The sequence below is a fragment of the Eggerthella lenta DSM 2243 genome, assembly GCF_000024265.1.
GTDB classification, from domain to species: Bacteria; Actinomycetota; Coriobacteriia; order Coriobacteriales; family Eggerthellaceae; genus Eggerthella; species Eggerthella lenta.
Genome location: NC_013204.1, coordinates 863204 through 880462, shown reverse-complemented (window position 1 = coordinate 880462; position 17259 = coordinate 863204). Strand labels below are relative to the sequence as shown.

Genomic DNA, 17259 nt, shown 5'->3' with positions numbered 1-17259 from the left:
ATGTTCTCTATTTTTAGAGAGAGCGGCCAAAGAGGGGCGGGCGACCGGCGCAGCATGGAAGGCATCGGTCCCCGGACGCATGCCGCGCCATCGTGAGCGGCACCGTCCACCGGCGAATTGCGCACGCGAGAATCGGCGCACGCGCCTTTGGCGAGCGACGTGGTTTCCCTTCACCGACGATTCCTGGAATCGGACGTGCGGCTCACGTAGGATGACCAGCATCTCATAACGCAACGAGTTGAGCGCTTCGCCTTGCCCGCAAACGGCCAGGTGAGGCTCAGTCCTATCCGCGCACCGGCCAACCGCGCCAGCCAACGCCCTTCGAGGGGAGTGAACGCCCATGAACGCCACCGCCCTATTGTCGCGATTCCGACGCACGCGAGGCGCCGTCGTGCCCCATCGCAAGGACACGGCGGAACTGGAAACCATCGATATGCCCGTCCCAAGCGAAATCGTGCTGCCCATGCAGCAGCATATCGGAGCGCTGTGCGAACCCGTCGTGAAGAAAGGGGACCACGTGGACGTGGGCAGCCTCGTCGGGCACGCGCCGCGGGGTCTGTCCGCCGACATCTTCAGCGGCGTGTCGGGCACCGTGAAGGCCATACAGCCCGTCTTCTATTCGACCGGCAAAACCGACACGACGGTGATCATCGAATCCGACGGAGCCCAGACCGTCGCGGACACGGTGGCACCCCCCGAGGTGACCGACCAGGCGTCGTTCCTCGCGGCAATAAAGAAAAGCGGTCTGGTGGGCCTGGGCGGCGCGGGCTTCCCCACCGATATCAAGCTGGCGCCGCCCAACCTCGAGGAGATCGACCTCTACGTGGTGAACGCCACGGAATGCGAGCCGTACCTGTCCACCGACTACCGCGAGATGATGGAGAGCCCCGACGACGTGCTGTTCGGCATTCGCGAGACATGCAGGCACCTCGGCATTCCGAACGCGATGATCTGCATCGAGAGCAACAAGCCCAAGGCCATCGAGCTCATGCGCGAGCTCACGAAGGACGATTCGTCCATCCAGGTGAAGGCGCTGCCCAGCCGCTACCCGCAGGGAGCCGAGAACGTGCTCGTGCACAATGCCACGGGACGCGTCGTCCCGCGCGGAAAGCGCCAGACCGACGTGGGCGTCATGTTGAACAACGTGACCACCATGGCCTCCATCGGACGCTTCCTGAAAACAGGGATGCCCCTCGTCAAAAGACGCTTCACCGTTTCAGGCGACGCCATCGCTCGCCCTTGCAACGCGAACATCATCATCGGCACGCGCCTGCGCGACGTCATGGAATTCGCCGGGCTGACGAAGGAGCCGCACAAGGTGGTGCTGGGAGGACCCATGATGGGCAACGCCCAGATCGATATGGACTACCCGGTCATCCGCCAGAACAACGGCGTGCTCGTGTTCAGCAAAGACGCCATGGAACAGCCCGCCACCACCGCATGCATCCGCTGCGGTCGCTGCACGAACTCGTGTCCCATGCAGCTGTCGCCCATCGCTATCAAGAAGGCGTACACGGTCCAGGACGCGAAGAAGCTCGACGACCTCATGGCGGATCTGTGCATGGGCTGCGGCACCTGCTCGTTCGTCTGTCCAGCCAAACAGCCGCTCGCCCAGACAAGCAAACTTGCGCGCGACTTCATGCGCGCCGAGATGGCAAGGAGGGGCTAGATGGAACATACGACGAAACGACCGCTTGTCCTCTCGACGCCGCCGCACGTGTTCGACGGCATCACCACGCAGAAGGTCATGCTGAACGTGGTGATAGCGCTCGTGCCCACGCTGATCGCCTCGTTCGTGATATTCGGCTGGCGGGCGCTGCTGGTTACCGCCGTGACCACGGCGGCCTGCGTGCTGTTCGAGTACCTATGGTGCCTGCTGCGCAAGACCCCCCAGACGGCAGGCGACCTGTCCGCCGTGGTCACGGGCTTGCTGCTGGCCTTCAACCTACCCTCCACCATCCCGCTGTACATGGCGGTGATCGGCTCGTTCGTGGCCATCGTCGTGGTGAAGGAACTGTTCGGCGGCATCGGGCGCAACTTCGCGAACCCGGCCATCGTGGCCCGCATCGTGCTGTCGGTGTCGTTCACCGCGGCCATGACGAACTACGCCGCGCCCCAGGGTTTCCTCCCCGGCGCAACCGGCGTCGATGCCGTGAGCTCCGCCACGCCGCTGGCCCCGGGCGCCGCGCAGCTGCCGTTCATGGACCTCCTGTTCGGCGTGCACCCCGGCGTGCTGGGCGAGACGTGCGGCATCGCCATCCTGCTGGGCTTCGCCTGGCTTCTGGTCACGCGCACCGTCACGTTCACCATCCCGGGCGTGTACGTGGGCACCGTCATCGTGTGCAGCCTGCTCACCGGCCACGACGTGGCCACCCAGGTGTTCTCAGGCGGACTGCTGCTGTGCGCCGTATTCATGGCGACCGACTACACGACCTCGCCCACCACGTTCAAAGGCCAGGTGATCTTCGCCGTGGGCCTTGGGCTTATCACGTGCCTCATCCGCTTCTGGGGGAACATGAACGAGGGCGCGGCGTACTCCATCCTGCTCATGAACCTCGTGGTGCCGTACATCGACTCGCTCACGGCAACCACGCCGTTGGGCGGCGAGAAGAAGCGCCGCTTTGCCCGCGCGAAGAAAGAAGGAGGCGAATGATGGCGAACGCACCCGACACTCCCGCCGCGCCCGCTCCAACCCTCTGGAACAGCCTGGTGAAGCCAGCCGTCGTCCTCGTGCTGATCTGCGCCATCGTAGGATTCCTGCTGGGCTCGGTCGACAACCTCACGTTGCCCACCATCACGGCGAACCGCGAGGCGCGCGCCTGGGCGACCTACAACGCGCTCATCCCCGAGGCGACCGACTTCGAGGCGCTGTCCTGCGACGTGCCCGGCGTGACCGCGCTCATGGAAGCCGACGACGATTTGGGCTACGCCGTCATCGCGCAGTCGAAGGGATACTCCAGCCAGGTTCCCATGGCCGTGGCCTTCGACGACGAGGGCACCATCGCGAACGTCATCGGCATGGACAACACCGAGACGCCCGGGCTGGGCACGAAGGTGCAGCTGCCCGATTTCACCGACCAGTTCCTCGGCCGCGCCGCCGAGCCCCTGACCATCGACGACATCGATGCCGTCACGGGCGCCACCATCTCGTCCAAAGCAGCCTTGGCCGCCGTGAACGAGGCCATCGAAGCCTATCGATCCGCTGCCGGCGAGGCGCCTGCCGCCGCCGCAACCTCGACGGAGAAGGGAGCAGCATAATGGCAGCCATCGACCAAAAGCCCTCGGCGCTTTCCGTGTTCAGCAAGGGCCTGCTCATCGAGAACCCCACGCTGCGCCAGATGCTGGGCCTGTGCCCCACTCTCGCCGTGACCACGGCCGTCACGAACGGCATCGGCATGGGCGTGGCCACCACGTTCGTGCTCGTCTGCTCCGGCATCGTGGTGTCGCTTCTGCGCAACATCATTCCCACCACCATGCGCCTGCCCGCCTTCATCACGGTCATCGCCGGGTTCGTGACCATCGTCATGATGGTCGTCGAGGCGTACCTGCCCGACCTCAATCAGGCGCTGGGCATCTACCTGCCGCTTATCGTGGTGAACTGCATCGTGCTGGGCCGCGCCGAGGTGTTCGCCTCGAAGCACCCGGTGAAGGACGCGGCGCTCGACGGCCTCGGCATGGGCGCAGGCTTCACCCTCACGCTCGTCCTCATGTCGGCCATCCGCGAGCTCTTGGGCGCGGGCACCCTGCTGGGCTTCCCTATCCTCCTCGGCATCGTCGAGCCCATGACCGTGTTCATCATGCCCCCGGGCGGCTTCGCCGTGCTGGGCGTGCTGATCGCCATCTCGGTGGTCTTCGAGATGCGCCGCAAGCGGCGCGCGGGAGAGCCGGAAGACGAGGCCATCGCATCGCAGGAAGACGTGTGCGCGTCGTGTCAGATGTGCGACCTGAAGGAGCGTGAGGCATAATGGCCGAGTACGCAGCAATCCTCTTCAGCATGATCCTGGTCAACAACTACGTGCTGGTGAAGTTCCTGGGCATTTGCCCGTTTCTCGGCGTGTCGAAAAAGCTTGACTCGGCCGCGGGCATGGGCTGCGCGGTGACCGTGGTCATGGTGCTTGCCACCGCCGTCACGTGGCCCTTGCAGCAGCTGCTGAACGCGCTGGGGCTGGGCTACCTTCAAACTATCGCGTTCATCCTGGTCATCGCCGTGCTCGTGCAGATGCTGGAAATCGTCATCCGCTACTTTCTTCCCGCGCTGCACGAAGCGCTGGGCGTGTACCTGCCGCTGATCACCACGAACTGCGCGGTGCTGGGCGTGACCATCCTCGCCGTGGACGAAGGCTACAACTATCCGGAAGCGCTCGTGGCCGCGCTGGGCGCAGGCCTGGGCTTCCTGCTGGCGATGGTGCTGTTCAGCGGCGTGCGCCGGCGCGTGGACGAGGCCGAGCCGCCCAAGGCGTTCAAGGGCATGCCCATCACGCTGATCTCCGCGGCGCTGGTGTCCTTGAGCTTCATGTGCTTCGCGGGCGTGGCGGACAACCTGTTCGGCGTGCTGTAGGAAGGGGGACGAATGGACACTGTCGTTTGGACCGTTGCGCTCATGGCCGCCGTCGGCCTCGTAGGGTCGGTGCTGCTGCTGATCGTCTCGCGCAAGCTGGCCATCGGCGAGGACGAGCGCCTCACCTACCTCATGAGCATCCTGCCGGGCGTCAACTGCGGCGCCTGCGGCCACCCCGGTTGCGAGCAGTACGCGAAGGCCATGATGAACGGCGCGCCGCCCAACGCCTGTACCACCGGCGGCGACCGCGTCGCGCAGGCGCTGGCCGCGTACCTGGGCGTGGAGTCCACGGGCGTGGTGCAGCGCGAAGCGTTCGTGGCCTGCCAAGGCTCGCTCGACCATATCGACCCGCAGCTCGTGTTCAAGGGCGTTCCCAGCTGCCGCGTGTTCAGCACGCTGTCGTACAGCAGCTTGTCGTGCCCGTTCGGCTGCCTCGGCTACGGCGACTGCGCCGAAGCGTGCCCGTTCGACGCCATAGTCGTGGAGAACGGCGTGGCGCGCATCGACACGGCAGCCTGCACCGGCTGCGGCACGTGCGCGAAGATATGCCCGCGCGGCATCATCTCGATGGTCGACCAGGCCTCGTCGCCAACCGCCTCCGTGGTGACGTGCAAGAACACCATGGCGGGCGCCAAAACGCGCAAGGTGTGCAGCGTGGGCTGCATCGGCTGCCAGAAGTGCGCGAAAACCTGCCCCACCCAGTCGATCACCGTGGAGAACAACCTCGCGCGCATCGACACGGACACGTGCATCGGCTGCGGAACGTGCATCGAAGTGTGCCCGACCCATGCCATCAGCAAACTGGTGTTCCAGTGATGCCATGGTGAAGCGTTTCGCGCGACAGAACCGAACCACCCGCTCGTCCCGTCGTTCTTGGACCGGACGAGCGTTTGCTGCGCTGCTCGCATGCGCGCTGGGCGCTGCGCTGGCCGTCGGCCCCGTCGGATGCGCGGGCGGCGAGCCCGACGGGGCGGACGTCCCGACCACAACGGCCACCAGCTCCTTCACGGCTATGGACACCGGCATGACCCTCACCGTGCACGCCGCCAGCCAAGCCGTCGCTGACGACGCGGCAAACGCCTGCCGACAGCGCGTCCTCGAGCTGGACGAGCTGCTGGCCCCCGAGAACGCGGCCAGCGAGATAGCCCGGGCGAATGCCGCAGGCGGCGCGCCGACGGCCGTCTCGCCGGCGACGGCCGCGCTCGTCGCCGCGTCGCTCGACGCGGCGAGCCAGACGGGCGGCGCCTTCGACCCCACGGTGTACCCGCTGACGAGCGCCTGGGGCTTCACGACCGGCGACCATCGGGTACCCTCCACCGACGAGCTGGCCGCGCTGCTGCCGCGGGTGGGATACGCCGCCGTGCAGGTGGACGAAACCGCCGGCACCGTCACGCTGGAAGGCGGCGCGCAGATCGACGTGGGCGGCGTGGCGAAGGGCTTCGCAGCCGACGAGCTGCGCGCCCTGCTGCGCGAGCGCGACATAACCTCGGCGCTGTTCGACCTCGGCGGCAACGTGACGGCCCTCGGCTCCAAGCCCGACGGCTCGCCCTGGAAGGTGGGCGTCGCCGACCCGGACGACCCCGGGAAGCTGGCAGGCCTGCTCGAGGTGCGCGACGCCACGGTGTCTACCTCGGGCGCCTACCAGCGATACTTCGAAGGCAAAGACGGAACGCGCTACCACCACTTGCTCGACCCCTCCACCGGCTATCCTGCCGCGTCCGACCTGGCCTCCGCAAGCGTCGTCGGCGCGGACGGCGCGCAATGCGACGCGCTGTCCACCGCCTGCTTCGTGCTGGGGCTCGACGGCGCCCTCGACCTGTGGCGCGCGGCCGCGGCGGACGGCGATGCGGCGTTCGACCTCGTGCTGATCGCCTCCGACGGTCGCACGTTCGTCACCGACAGCATCGCCGATGCGTACACTCCGGCCGCCGGAACCAACGCCCAGGTGGTGCGCTCATGAAACGCCGCGCGAGCAAAGCGGAGCTGCTGTTCGCAGCCGTCGTCGTGGCCGTGGCCGTGGGCGGGTTCGCCGTCGCGCACGCCGCGGGTGCCGCCAACCCGAGCGGCCATGCCGTCGCTACCATCGCCCGCGACGGCGTCGCGATCGAGACCATCGACCTCGATGCCGTGAAGAACCCTTACACGCTGCGCCTCGAAGACGAGCGCGGCGTGAACGTGGTGGCCGTGGAGCCGGGCCGCATCCGCGTGGCCGAAGCCGACTGCCCCGACGAGGTGTGCGTGCACACGGGTTGGATCGACGGTCCTGCCACGCCCATAGCCTGCGTGCCCCACGGGCTGACCGTCACCGTCGCGCGGGAAGGAGGCGATGGCGATGGCCTCGACGCCGTGGCGCGCTAGCATCGCCGCCCCTTCCACCCTGCGCGTCTGCCGCTGCGCCCTGATGGCGGCGCTCGCTTTGGCACTGACTGCGCTCGAATCGCTCATCCCCGTCCCGATGCCCGTGCCGGGCATGAAGCTGGGCATCGCGAACGTCGTGACCGTGGCGGCCGCGTTCTGGCTGGGCCCCGTCGATGCGGCCGTGGTTCTGGGCGTGCGCATCGTGCTGGCGGCCTTCTTGACAGGCCAGCTGGCGACGCTGCCGTTCAGCATCGTGGGCGGCGCCTGCGCGCTGGCGGTGACGTTGGCGTTCGTCCGCTTCTCGTCGCCGAATCGCGTGCGCCTCGCCGCCATGGCGGCGGCGGTCGCGCACAACATCGGGCAGATCGCCGTGGCCGTCGCGGTCACCGGCACGCCCGAGATCGCGTTCTACCTCCCCGTTCTGCTGGTGGCGGGCATCGCGGCGGGGTTCGCCACCGGCACCGCCGCGCAAGCGGTGCTCGACCGGATTCCGCACGCGCATGCGACGGCCGACCGCGGAAAGCGCGTTCGCGCCTGACCGCTTCGGCCCCTTGTGCACCGCCCACCGAAGGACCGCGCCATGCATGACGGCTCGTCTACCGCTAACCTCGAAATCGCCGAGCACCGCGCACCGGATGCTATGATTGCCGCTGTACTAATGAATGAGCATCGGTAAGATCTGCATGAAAGGACGGCTCATGGGCATCTACGTCATCACCGGCGCCACCAGCGGCATCGGCGCCAAGACGGCCGAAATCCTGCGCGAACGCGGCCATGAAGTGGTGAACATCGACCTCAACGGCGGCGACATCAACGCCAACCTGGCCACGAAGGAAGGGCGCGCGGGGGCTATCGCCGAGCTGCACGAGCGCTTCCCCGAAGGCATCGACGCCATGATCTGCAACGCGGGCGTGTCGGGCGGCAAGGTGCCCATCTCGCTGATCATCTCGCTCAACTACTTCGGCGCCACCGAGATGGCGCGCGGCGTGTTCGACCTTTTGGAGAAGAAGGGCGGCAGCTGCGTGGTAACGTCGTCCAACTCCATCGCCCAGGGCGCGGCGCGCATGGACGTGGCCGGCATGCTGAACAACCACGCCGACGAGGATCGCATCCTCGAGCTGGTGAAGGACGTCGACCCGGCCATCGGTCACGTATACTACGCATCCACCAAGTACGCCCTGGCGCGTTGGGTTCGCCGCATGAGCCCCGACTGGGGTTCGCGCGGCGTGCGCCTGAACGCCATCGCTCCCGGCAACGTGCGCACGGCCATGACGGCCAACATGCTGCCCGAGCAGCGCGCGGCCATGGAGGCCATCCCCGTGCCCACCCATTTCGGCGAGGAACCGCTCATGGATCCCGTCGAGATCGCGAACGCCATGGCGTTCATCGCCAGCCCCGAAGCCAGCGGTATCAACGGCGTGGTCCTGTTCGTGGACGGCGGCACCGACGCCCTGCTCAATTCCGAGAAAGTCTACTAGGAGGCGACCATGGTCATCAACGATTTCGTTTCCGCGATGCAGAGCAAAGATCACGAGGCGCTGGCCGCCTGCTTCGCCGAGGAGTGCCGTCTGTTCGACTACTGCCCCTCCGTGGTGAAGCGCCAGAACTCGTTTCTGTTCGGCCGCAACGCCATCGAGATGTACTACCACAACAAGTTCATGTTCGGAGGCTTCGGCATGCTGGACCCGCGCGTGGTGAACGAGCGCACGGTGAACTTCTACGCCGATTACAACGGCACCATCATCCACGCCCTCGCCCAGATCGAGAACTGCACCGACGGCTCGTGCAGCCTCGACGACAGCCTGATCAGGGAGCTGGTGATCAGGCCGGCGTAAGAGGTCGGCGACCGTTTGCTCGCGAACGCCCGGCAAGCCCCGTGCCTGCCGGGCGTTCGCTTTTCTCAGGGCCTCATGGGGAAAGGGCGCCAAGGGTGTGTCAAATCACCCGTCCCCTTGACGCACGCCCCGTCCCTGGGCGAGCCCTACGGATTGCACACGGAACAGGCGCCGTAGCCTTGAGCGATGGCATCGGAACGCGATATCGCGATCTGGCTCTTCTTCAGGTACCGGCATCCGTCACGGTGGTATTTCTCGCCCGTGTTCGTGATGTACACGGTATCTCCGCCTCCGCCGCTCGCCGCAGCAGCCGCGGCTGCTGCGGCCGCTGCTTCTTGTTCGGCAGCGGCGGCCGCTGCTGCTTCTTGCTCGGCTGCCGCTGCCGCAGCAGCTTCGGCAGCCGCCGCTTCCTCGGCCCTCTGGCGCTCGGCCTCCTCCTGCGCGGCTTTCTCCTGAGCAGCCTTCTCCTCCTGCGCCTTCTGCATGGCGGCGGCGTCTTGCGACACCTTGATGCGCACCGTGCGGTCCGCGGATCCGTCGAACGCGCATTCGACGCGCTCGGCTTTGAACAGCACGTCGCCCGCCTCGAGCGAGGACGCGGACACCTCGAACGTGTACGAGCCCGCCGGATACGCCAGCACGTACGTCTTTCCGAGGGCTGCCCTGTGCGAATCGCTCACTTTTGTGCCGTCGGCCTGCGTGCCGGTCACCAGCACCGTCACGGAAGCGGGGACGTCCTCCTCGCCGGCGGCCTCGACGACGAAGCTCAGCTCGTGCTCCTCGGCCGCTTCCAGAAGCGCCTCTTGTTGCTGCGAAGCCGGCTGGTCGGGCTGCTGCACCTGCGCATCGTCGCCGGAGGCCATGCCCGCCATGATCGTGATACCCAGCAGCAACGAGCACGCCGCCAACCCGAGCGTCGCCTTCGGGGCGGCGAGGGCCGGCGAGCCCTCCGTAGCCTTCCTGTCGCGCACGAACAGCCCGAGCGACACGGCGCCGCACGCCGCGCCCACGAGCGCGAGCGATCCCGTGAAGCACAGGACCAGGCCGATGATCGCCAGCACAAGCGGCAAGCGCTTGCGCGGCGGTACGGCGGGCTCGTCCCCGGAGGGAAACTCGACGATGCCCCCTTCGAACGAGCCGGGCTTGTACGGCTCCGCGCCTTCTTTGCCGGCGGCATCCGCATCGCGGGCCGACTTCGCGGATCCCACCTCCTTGACGGCACGCTCCGCCTCACCCGAACGCGCTTCTTCGCGCTCAGGACGCTCGATCGGCTCATCCCCCATGGTTCCCATCCTTCCCTCCAACGGGCGCGTTTCCCCCAAGCGGCACCGCAAAAGGGTCGCGCCTCCCTCGAATGACGGCATTGTCCTGCGAAAACGCGCGTCACCCGCCTTATCCGACGCTTCATTCTAGCAAACCGGAAGCACGAACATGATCTTTTCAGTAAGATATTTCGAGGAAGGGTCCTCTTGCCGAGGGCGTCGCAAGCCGCCCTGGCGGCTGCAAGTGGAGTGGCGGCTGGAGCGGGGGCTCGCGAATCGCACTCCGTCAGCGAAATCGGAAGAAAACGACCATGTTCCCGACTTATGCGCACCTCCGCCACGCCGATTCGGCCTTCGCGGACGCGTTCGGGACATGTCGCGCAACATAATCCCAGGTCAGAAGTTCACCGAAGTTCACTTCGCGACCACGAGCGGTTCCGAAAGCGCACATAAGTCGGGGACATGGTGCTTTTCGCGGTAGCGTCCCGACGATGGCGCGAAAAGGGCGCCCGGAGGGGGGTGGGCGCCCTTTTCTCGAAACCCGCACGGTCGAGTGCCGACCGGCGCTCTTGCGAAACGGATCGTTTTACGAAGCAGAACCTTCCGCCGCAGCGTTCTGCCCGGCGATCCTGCCGATGGTCACGGCGCTAAGCACAGTCCAACCGCTCGCGCAGTTCCATTCGCACACTTCGCCCGTGGCGTACAGACCGGGTACCGGCTCCAAGGTCACGTCTCCCTTGCCGGAGCTTGCCAGCTTGAGGGCCTCGCCGTTCGTGTTGATCTTGACGCCGCCGATGGTCATCGACGTGCTCACGGTCACCGGAGCCGCATAGAACGGGCCGGTCATGGGAACGAGGTGCTCGCCGCTTCGACCGAAATCCTCGTCGAGACCCGCCTCGACGAACCCGTTGTAGCGCTCCACCGTCGCCTTCACCTTCGCCGGATCGAGGCCCACCTGCTCGGCGACCTCCTCGACGGTGTCGCCGCAAGGCCACACGATTTCGCGCACGCTCAGCAGCTTCTCCAGCTCGGGCGTCGTGGGAATCATGAGAACAACTTCCTTGCCATCCTGCTCGTTCTGCTTCGCCAGCACGTCGATCGCAAGAGCCCTGCCGAAATACTGACGGCCCTCGTTGCAGAAGCGCTCGCCGTTCTCGTCGAGCAGAAGCCCGTTCAGGCGCTCGGAGTAGTCGATGAGCACGGGCGACTTCGTGGCCGCGCCGGCCACCGGGCTCATCAGCGGTTGCCATGAGGTGCGTGTGGTGAACACGCCGGCGTCAGACGCCATCGTCAAGCCATCGCCGGTCAGTCCCGCGGCACCCGAAGCCTTCAGGTTCTTGTTCGCAGGGCACAGGGCAACCAGCATGTCGGTGCTGCCCGAATAGCCGCCCGTAGCCAGCACCACGCCCTTCTCGGCCTTGATGCGAACACGCTCGCGGCCCTTCATAGCCTCGACGCCCACAACGCGGCCGTCAGCGTCCTTCACGAGCTTGGTGACGGCGGTTTTCGTCTCGATGGAGACGCCGGCGCTTTCGGCAGCCGCGGTCATGGCACTCACCATCGCGCCGCCCTTGCCCACCACCTGGTGAACAACAGGCAGATCGGTGTAGCTCATGCGGGGGCCGACCTCTTCCTCGAACGGAACGCCCAGCTCTTCGAGCCAGTCGATGGTCTCGCCGCACTTGTCGGCGTTCAAACGGGCCACCTCAGGATCGATCGCACCGAACCACTCGGAATGCGCCATGAACCAGTCGTAGATCTCGTCCGGTGAAACATCGATGCCCTGGGCCTTCGCCAAACGGGTGCCCCATCCGGAAACGATGCCGTCGCATACCGCGGAATCGCCGCCGAGACCGTTCTCCTTCTCCAGAAGGACGACCTTCGCGCCTGCCTTGGCAGCTTCGATGGCTGCCGCATGCCCGCCTGCGCCCGAGCCGACCACCACCACGTCGAACGTTTCCGTCCAATCGCCGTCAGCAGCCGACGAACCGCCCGCACTGCATCCCGAAAGCACCGATGCGGCAGCAATGCCCATCGCGCCGGCGAAAGCGGCACCGACGAACCCCCGGCGAGAGAGATCCCCTTCTATACGCTCCATCCCTTTGTTCCTTTCAATAATTTGAACCGTCGAGTCGAAACCCGACATGCAATCAACGGTGAAACCATTGCAGGAAGCTCCCCATCCGACGCGTCTTCGAACGGCTCCGATTCAATCGGAGCATCACCAATCATACAGGCCGTGCAATACCCTGCATATTTCAAGTATGGTAATCTGGGTATAAGGCAATGCCTTATACAGGGGGAAGAAACGGGGAGGCGCCATGAACGATGTCCAGCTGAGGTCATTCACAGCCGCAGTGGAGCTGGGGAGCTTCAACAAAGCGGCGAAAGGCCAGTTCCTTTCCGTGCCCTCGTTCGCCCAAAGGATCAACTCGCTCGAAGCTGAGCTCGGCTACCGCATCCTTGAGCGAGGCCCGAGCGGCGTGCGCCCCACCGATGCCGGGCTTGTTCTCTATCGGGCTGCGAAAGAGGCTCTCGACATCCTGGACAAGGCGAGGGAAGAAGGGCGATCCGTCGCGGAGGAGCAACCGGCCGAGCGCGTGACGATCGGAGTCTGGTGGCAGGTCCACCCCTTCATGATGGAAGCGGTCCGGCAGATGGCGCAAACGCATCCCCGCCTCAAAATCGACTTCGTGGAAACCTCGTACGGCAACGCGGCAGAAGGGTTCGCGCAGGGGCTGTTCGATCTTTTCTTCTCTGCGGACTCGCTTGCGCTACGGCAGATGGGAGCCTCGTTCACGCCGCTGTCGCGCGAGAAATACTACTGCGTGTTCTCCCCCGACAGCCCCTTGGCGAAGCGCGAGACGATATCCACCGACCTGCTCGAAAACATCACGGTGTACGCAGGAGCGGGCTATCGCGACGTTCCCGAGCTGCACGAGTTCGAATCCTTTTTCGCGCGAGACAACGTGGTGAAGGAATCCATTTTCAGGGAGAAGCTCACCATGGACTGCCTTCGAGGCGACGCCGTATCGTTCTTCAACCATTCCAACATCTCGAAAATATGCCCGCCGCTGGAAGCGCGCCCCATGGAGTGGCCGCCCCTCGCCTACGGAGCCCACGTCCGTCCCGGTGCGCCGCGCGTCGTGCGCGACGTGCTGGATGCCTGCATCGACAGCTTCAAGCGAACCGGCTGAGCCGGTGTCGCCGGGGCGCCCGATACGCCGGCTACTGCAGTTCTACGGTCACGCGGAGGACGCCTCCCTCGAGAGAGGCGGCGGCGGTGGCCCCCATGGAGGCGGCCAGCTGGGAGACGATGGCCAAGCCCAAACCTGCCCCCGCGCTCGATCGAGCGCCGCCTCCTTGGTAGAAGCGCTCGAACAGGCGGTCGACGTCGATCGCATCCGGATCATCCACGCGGTTCTCGAACGTCACGCGCCCGCCGCGCTGCTCGATGACGGGCGCCGCCGCGCCGTGGCGAAGCGCGTTCGCCGTCAAGTTGCGGAAGATGCGCGCGAGCGCCTCGGCATCGGCCTGCACGACCGCCTCGTCGTCCAGCAGCACGCGCGGCTCCCAGCCCCGCTCGCGGAACTGCGGGTACAGCCCGGCCAGCACGTCTCCCAGCACGTCGGCCGGACGCACCGGCTCGTACGCCACCTCGAACGACGGATCGTGCACCTGGGCGAACGAGAACAGGTCGTCCAGCAGCACCCGCACGTCGTCCAGCCGATGGGCGGCGGCGCTCAAGTAGCGCTCCTTCGCCGCGGGATCGGCCTCGTCCTCCACCAGCTGCAGGTAGCCCTGCGCCCCGGCCAGCGGCGTGCGGATGTCGTGCGACAGGCACGTGAGCCCCGCTTGGAACGCCTGGCGCGCCTGCTGGGAAGCGATGCGCTCGTTTTGCAGCTCGTCCAACTCCGCATTCACGCCGCGCGCGATGCCCAGCACGCCGCGCGTGCGCACGAACGCCGTCATGCGGGCATTGCCGGTAGGTTCGCGCTGGTCGAGGAATCGCGCCATGCGCCGCAGCTCCCGCTCGTATCGGAAGGAGACGAGCGCCGCCCCCGCGGCGAACGCCGCAATCGCGACACCGGCCAGCACGAACCCGTTCATGTTCCTACACGTCCTTTCGAGCGCACACGCCCAGCGCCACCGCCACGCACGCCACCAGCACCGTGCCGCACGAGACGAGGATATGGCCTATGTCGCCCGGCGACGCCAGCAGCGCCTGACCGCCCTGAACCAGCAGCGCACAGCTGCCGTACGGAAGCCATTCCGCTGCGCGAGCGAGGGGCTCCCATGCAACGGAAGTGCTCGCGAGCAGTGTGACGACAATGCCCACACCCCTACTCCGCGTCAACCAGGTTGCCGTCGCGGCCAGCATTCCATACGTCCAAAGGACAAGCAGCAGCAACCCGTACCAGACGGCGATTTCCGGGACCGAATCCGCATGGGCGTACGCGAACCCTGCCGCCTTGAGAAGGATTTCGAACACAGCGATACCGAACACCGAGAACGCCGTCGAGAGCATGACGACGAACACGATCTTCCCGCCGTAGTAGTCCAAGCGATCCCGTCGCGACAGGGGCAGGCTCTTCACGAAACCGCTTGAGAAATCAAGCGCAAAGAACTGGGCGACCACCACGGAGACGAGGAGGACCGTCGTCCAGATCCACAGACCGGACTGGGTCTGCGTGAAGCTTCCAAGCTCCTTGCCGTTTTGGATCGCCATCGACGAGGGGCCTTCCCCGCCCGTCGCGCTAAGGTCAGGCATGGCCGCCGTGCTCATCATATACACCGAAAACGCCACCGCCGCGAGGATAATACCGAGCGCTACATACAGCGTCTTGGTCTTGATCAGGCGATATGCATCCATGCGCAGGTACTTAAACATGAGCAGCATCCCCTCCCATGAGTTCGAGGAAGTAGTCTTCCAAATCACGCTCGTGGACACGCAGTTCGTACACCGGGATATTGTTCGCAGCCAGGAACGTGCCGAACACGGTCGCGTCGAGCGCTGCGCGCTCCTCCGACACGCCCCGCAAGCGCAGCGTCCCGTCCGGCAACACCGTGCAGGCGATATCAGGATATGCCTCGGCCAGCAGCGCCAGCGTGCGCTCCGGCTCAGCCGTGCGCACGACCAGGTAATCGCCGCACGCCTGGGTCACTTCGTCCGCCGTCATCTCGCATACCATCCGACCCGCGTCGATCACGCCGTAGCGCGTGGCGATGCGCCCCAGCTGGTCCAGCACATGCGAGCTCACCACCACGGTGACGCCACGCTGCTCGTTCAAGCGGATGATGAGGTTGCGCATCTCGCGCACGCCCTCGGGATCGAGCCCGTTCATCGGCTCGTCCAGCAGCAGCACGTCGGGCGAGCCTAGCATCGCCAGCGCCAATCCGAGGCGCTGCTTCATGCCCATAGAGTAGTTCTCCGTTCGCTTCCCGCCCGCAGTACCCAGCCCCACGACGCTCAGCAGCTGCTCGATTTCCCCCACATCGTCCACGATGCCCAGCGCGATAGCCTTGCAGCGCATATTATCGAACGCGGTCATGTTGGGGTACAGTCCAGGGCTTTCCACCAACGCGCCGATGCGGACGGCCTCGCTGTACTCAGCGCTGCCCGACGGGTCGGCGGCCAGGCGGTCGAACAGACGCACCTCACCCGCCGTGGGACGGATCATCCCGCAGATCATCTTCATCGTGGTCGATTTTCCTGCGCCGTTTCGGCCGACGAAGCCGTAGATATCGCCGCGGGCGACGTGCATGTCCAGCCCGTCGACGACGTTGCGCCCGCGATACGCCTTGCTCAGGCCACGCGTTTCAATTGCCAGCACGCGATTCTCCTTCCTGACGGCTTGCCGCAACGTCCGCTTAGCCTTTCAGAAGCTGAGAGTTTTCGCACAGGCGCATCAGGCCTCTTAGCTCAAACCCTCAGAACCTTCAAGGTTATGCGGCTCGCTGCAGCAAGCCCGCCTACTCCTGCCGTGAACGCTCTGCCATCCACGATACGGAGAAGGCGTTAGGGAACCTTCCCGAAAACGTTAAGAAAGTTGTAAGAACGCGCGCGAAGACAAGCGAACCGCTCATTCGGCCAGCTTGAAGCCGATGCCCCATACCGTTTCTATCTCGCCGGCCGAATGCGCGGCGCGCAGCTTGCTGCGGATGTTGCTGACGTGCACGTTGATGGCCTTCTCCTCGACCGCGCTTTCCTCGTTCCATGCGATCTCGAACAGCTCGCGCTTCGTGAACACCTTGCGCGGACGTCGCACGAGAGCTTCGAGGATGTTGAACTCCAGGCGCGTGAGGCGCACGGGCTCGCCCTGCACCGAAAGCGTGCGGGCGTCGACGTCGAGCGTCCAGTCTTTGTAGCGCATCGCGGCTGCGGCGGCGGGCTCGGGGAGGCGCTCGTCGGAAGGCGCGCCGGACGCGGATGCGCGGCGAACGTCGGCGTGGCGCAGCTGCACCTGCACGCGAGCCAGCAGCTCGTCGAGGTCGAAGGGCTTGGTCAGGTAATCGTCGGCGCCCAGCTTCAGCAGCGCCACCTTGTCGGCGGCGGTCGTGCGCGCCGACATCACGATGACGGGCATGTCGCCGCGGGCGCGCACGAGGCGCACCACGTCCTCGCCCGCCATGCCCGGCAGCATGAGATCGGTGATCACGAGGTCGAACGGCTCGGAGCCGGAAAGCAGCAGCCGCCCCTCGCTGCCCGAGAAGGCCTGCGTGCAAGCGAACCCGTTGCGGCGCAAATGCACCGCCACCACCTCGTTGATGTCGGCGTCGTCCTCGATGATCACTATGGATGCCGGTTCGCTCATAGAGGGTATTGTACCGCAAGGCAAACGCGGGAACCCGCATTTCGAGAGCCGCAACCGCACGCACCCTCTTTTCGCTCCAAGCCCAAACGGCAAAACATGCAGTGAAACGCGCTCTGCCATGGAAAAGGCCGAAAACGGCAATGTCCCCTACTTATGCGCACTTCCGCCAAGCAAGTCTTAGACTTCTGCGCGCCTCATCGTGAACGTGATCAGGGAAATACCTGGTCACAGAATCTTTTGAATTGCGAGAGCCGCAAAAAAGAGAAGGTTGGAGCCTTTCGGAGCGCACGTAAGTCACGGACATTGCCTTTTTCGGCCTTTTTCATGGCAGAGCAGCGCATAAGTCGGGAACTTTTCCATCGTGGACGCGATGGCGATGTTGACGGAAAGCCCCGAAGCTCGCACCTATCGGAGAGCGCTCAAGCATCGCC

At 65.6% G+C, this 17259-nt stretch carries 18 protein-coding genes; 12 read left to right on the top strand and 6 right to left on the bottom strand.

Going from position 1 to position 17259, the window contains the following annotated elements; translation table 11 throughout:
* Positions 1–391: 391 nt before the first annotated feature.
* The 11 genes from rsxC to ELEN_RS03455 all read left to right on the top strand — a co-directional run bounded on the left by rsxC (position 392) and on the right by ELEN_RS03455 (position 8751).
* Positions 392–1669 (top strand): electron transport complex subunit RsxC, encoded by a 1278-nt coding sequence (rsxC, locus tag ELEN_RS03505; RefSeq protein ID WP_231566125.1) that lies wholly within the window; start codon positions 392–394, stop codon positions 1667–1669.
* Positions 1670–2653 (top strand): RnfABCDGE type electron transport complex subunit D, encoded by a 984-nt coding sequence (locus ELEN_RS03500; RefSeq protein WP_009306466.1) that lies wholly within the window; start codon positions 1670–1672, stop codon positions 2651–2653.
* Positions 2650–3258: an RnfABCDGE type electron transport complex subunit G gene (locus tag ELEN_RS03495; protein WP_009607890.1), complete on the top strand. Its 609-nt coding sequence runs from the start codon at positions 2650–2652 to the stop codon at positions 3256–3258. Before ELEN_RS03500 ends, ELEN_RS03495 begins: the two co-directional genes overlap by 4 nt.
* Positions 3258–3965: an electron transport complex subunit RsxE gene (gene rsxE / locus ELEN_RS03490; protein ID WP_009306468.1), complete on the top strand. Its 708-nt coding sequence runs from the start codon at positions 3258–3260 to the stop codon at positions 3963–3965. The genes ELEN_RS03495 and rsxE overlap by 1 nt, the downstream gene beginning before the upstream one ends.
* On the top strand, positions 3965–4558 hold the full coding sequence (locus ELEN_RS03485; RefSeq protein WP_009306469.1) for an electron transport complex protein RnfA: 594 nt from the start codon (positions 3965–3967) through the stop codon (positions 4556–4558). The genes rsxE and ELEN_RS03485 overlap by 1 nt, the downstream gene beginning before the upstream one ends.
* Positions 4559–4570: 12 nt before the next feature.
* Positions 4571–5374 carry an RnfABCDGE type electron transport complex subunit B gene (locus ELEN_RS03480; protein WP_015760101.1) on the top strand — a complete coding sequence of 268 codons (804 nt, stop codon included), beginning with the start codon at positions 4571–4573 and terminating at the stop codon, positions 5372–5374.
* Positions 5346–6518 carry an FAD:protein FMN transferase gene (locus ELEN_RS03475; protein WP_229087808.1) on the top strand — a complete coding sequence of 391 codons (1173 nt, stop codon included), beginning with the start codon at positions 5346–5348 and terminating at the stop codon, positions 6516–6518. The genes ELEN_RS03480 and ELEN_RS03475 overlap by 29 nt, the downstream gene beginning before the upstream one ends.
* The gene (locus tag ELEN_RS03470; protein WP_015760099.1) at positions 6515–6916 is read left to right on the top strand and encodes a NusG domain II-containing protein; all 402 of its coding nucleotides are present in this window, start codon (positions 6515–6517) and stop codon (positions 6914–6916) included. Before ELEN_RS03475 ends, ELEN_RS03470 begins: the two co-directional genes overlap by 4 nt.
* The gene (locus ELEN_RS03465; protein ID WP_015760098.1) at positions 6891–7454 is read left to right on the top strand and encodes a Gx transporter family protein; all 564 of its coding nucleotides are present in this window, start codon (positions 6891–6893) and stop codon (positions 7452–7454) included. The genes ELEN_RS03470 and ELEN_RS03465 overlap by 26 nt, the downstream gene beginning before the upstream one ends.
* Before the next feature lie 160 nt (positions 7455–7614).
* On the top strand, positions 7615–8394 hold the full coding sequence (locus ELEN_RS03460; protein WP_009306474.1) for an SDR family oxidoreductase: 780 nt from the start codon (positions 7615–7617) through the stop codon (positions 8392–8394).
* 9 nt (positions 8395–8403) lie between these two features.
* The gene (locus ELEN_RS03455) at positions 8404–8751 is read left to right on the top strand and encodes a Cif family virulence factor (protein WP_009306475.1); all 348 of its coding nucleotides are present in this window, start codon (positions 8404–8406) and stop codon (positions 8749–8751) included.
* Between the two features lie 146 nt (positions 8752–8897).
* Here ELEN_RS03455 and ELEN_RS03450 read toward each other — a convergent pair whose 3' ends face one another.
* Together ELEN_RS03450 and ELEN_RS03445 are read right to left on the bottom strand one after the other, a co-directional pair.
* Positions 8898–10034 (bottom strand): hypothetical protein, encoded by a 1137-nt coding sequence (locus tag ELEN_RS03450; RefSeq protein ID WP_114522553.1) that lies wholly within the window; start codon positions 10032–10034, stop codon positions 8898–8900.
* A 565-nt stretch (positions 10035–10599) separates the two neighbouring features.
* Positions 10600–12111: an FAD-dependent oxidoreductase gene (locus ELEN_RS03445; RefSeq protein ID WP_015760096.1), complete on the bottom strand. Its 1512-nt coding sequence runs from the start codon at positions 12109–12111 to the stop codon at positions 10600–10602.
* A gap of 223 nt (positions 12112–12334) precedes the next feature.
* Between ELEN_RS03445 and ELEN_RS03440 the strand changes: the two genes are divergently transcribed.
* Entirely contained in the window at positions 12335–13210 is an 876-nt protein-coding gene (locus tag ELEN_RS03440; protein WP_015760095.1) for a LysR family transcriptional regulator, read from the top strand.
* A gap of 31 nt (positions 13211–13241) precedes the next feature.
* Here ELEN_RS03440 and ELEN_RS03435 read toward each other — a convergent pair whose 3' ends face one another.
* The 4 genes from ELEN_RS03435 to ELEN_RS03420 form a co-directional block, all read right to left on the bottom strand.
* Positions 13242–14123: a sensor histidine kinase gene (locus ELEN_RS03435; protein WP_015760094.1), complete on the bottom strand. Its 882-nt coding sequence runs from the start codon at positions 14121–14123 to the stop codon at positions 13242–13244.
* A 4-nt stretch (positions 14124–14127) separates the two neighbouring features.
* On the bottom strand, positions 14128–14904 hold the full coding sequence (locus ELEN_RS03430) for an ABC transporter permease (RefSeq protein ID WP_009607865.1): 777 nt from the start codon (positions 14902–14904) through the stop codon (positions 14128–14130).
* Complete coding sequence (locus tag ELEN_RS03425) at positions 14897–15847, bottom strand: ATP-binding cassette domain-containing protein (RefSeq protein ID WP_015760093.1); 951 nt, start codon at positions 15845–15847, stop codon at positions 14897–14899. The genes ELEN_RS03430 and ELEN_RS03425 overlap by 8 nt, the downstream gene beginning before the upstream one ends.
* 249 nt (positions 15848–16096) lie before the next feature.
* A complete protein-coding gene (locus ELEN_RS03420) occupies positions 16097–16828 on the bottom strand; it encodes a response regulator transcription factor (protein WP_015760092.1) in 732 nt (243 codons plus the stop codon).
* Between the last annotated feature and the right edge of the window lie 431 nt (positions 16829–17259).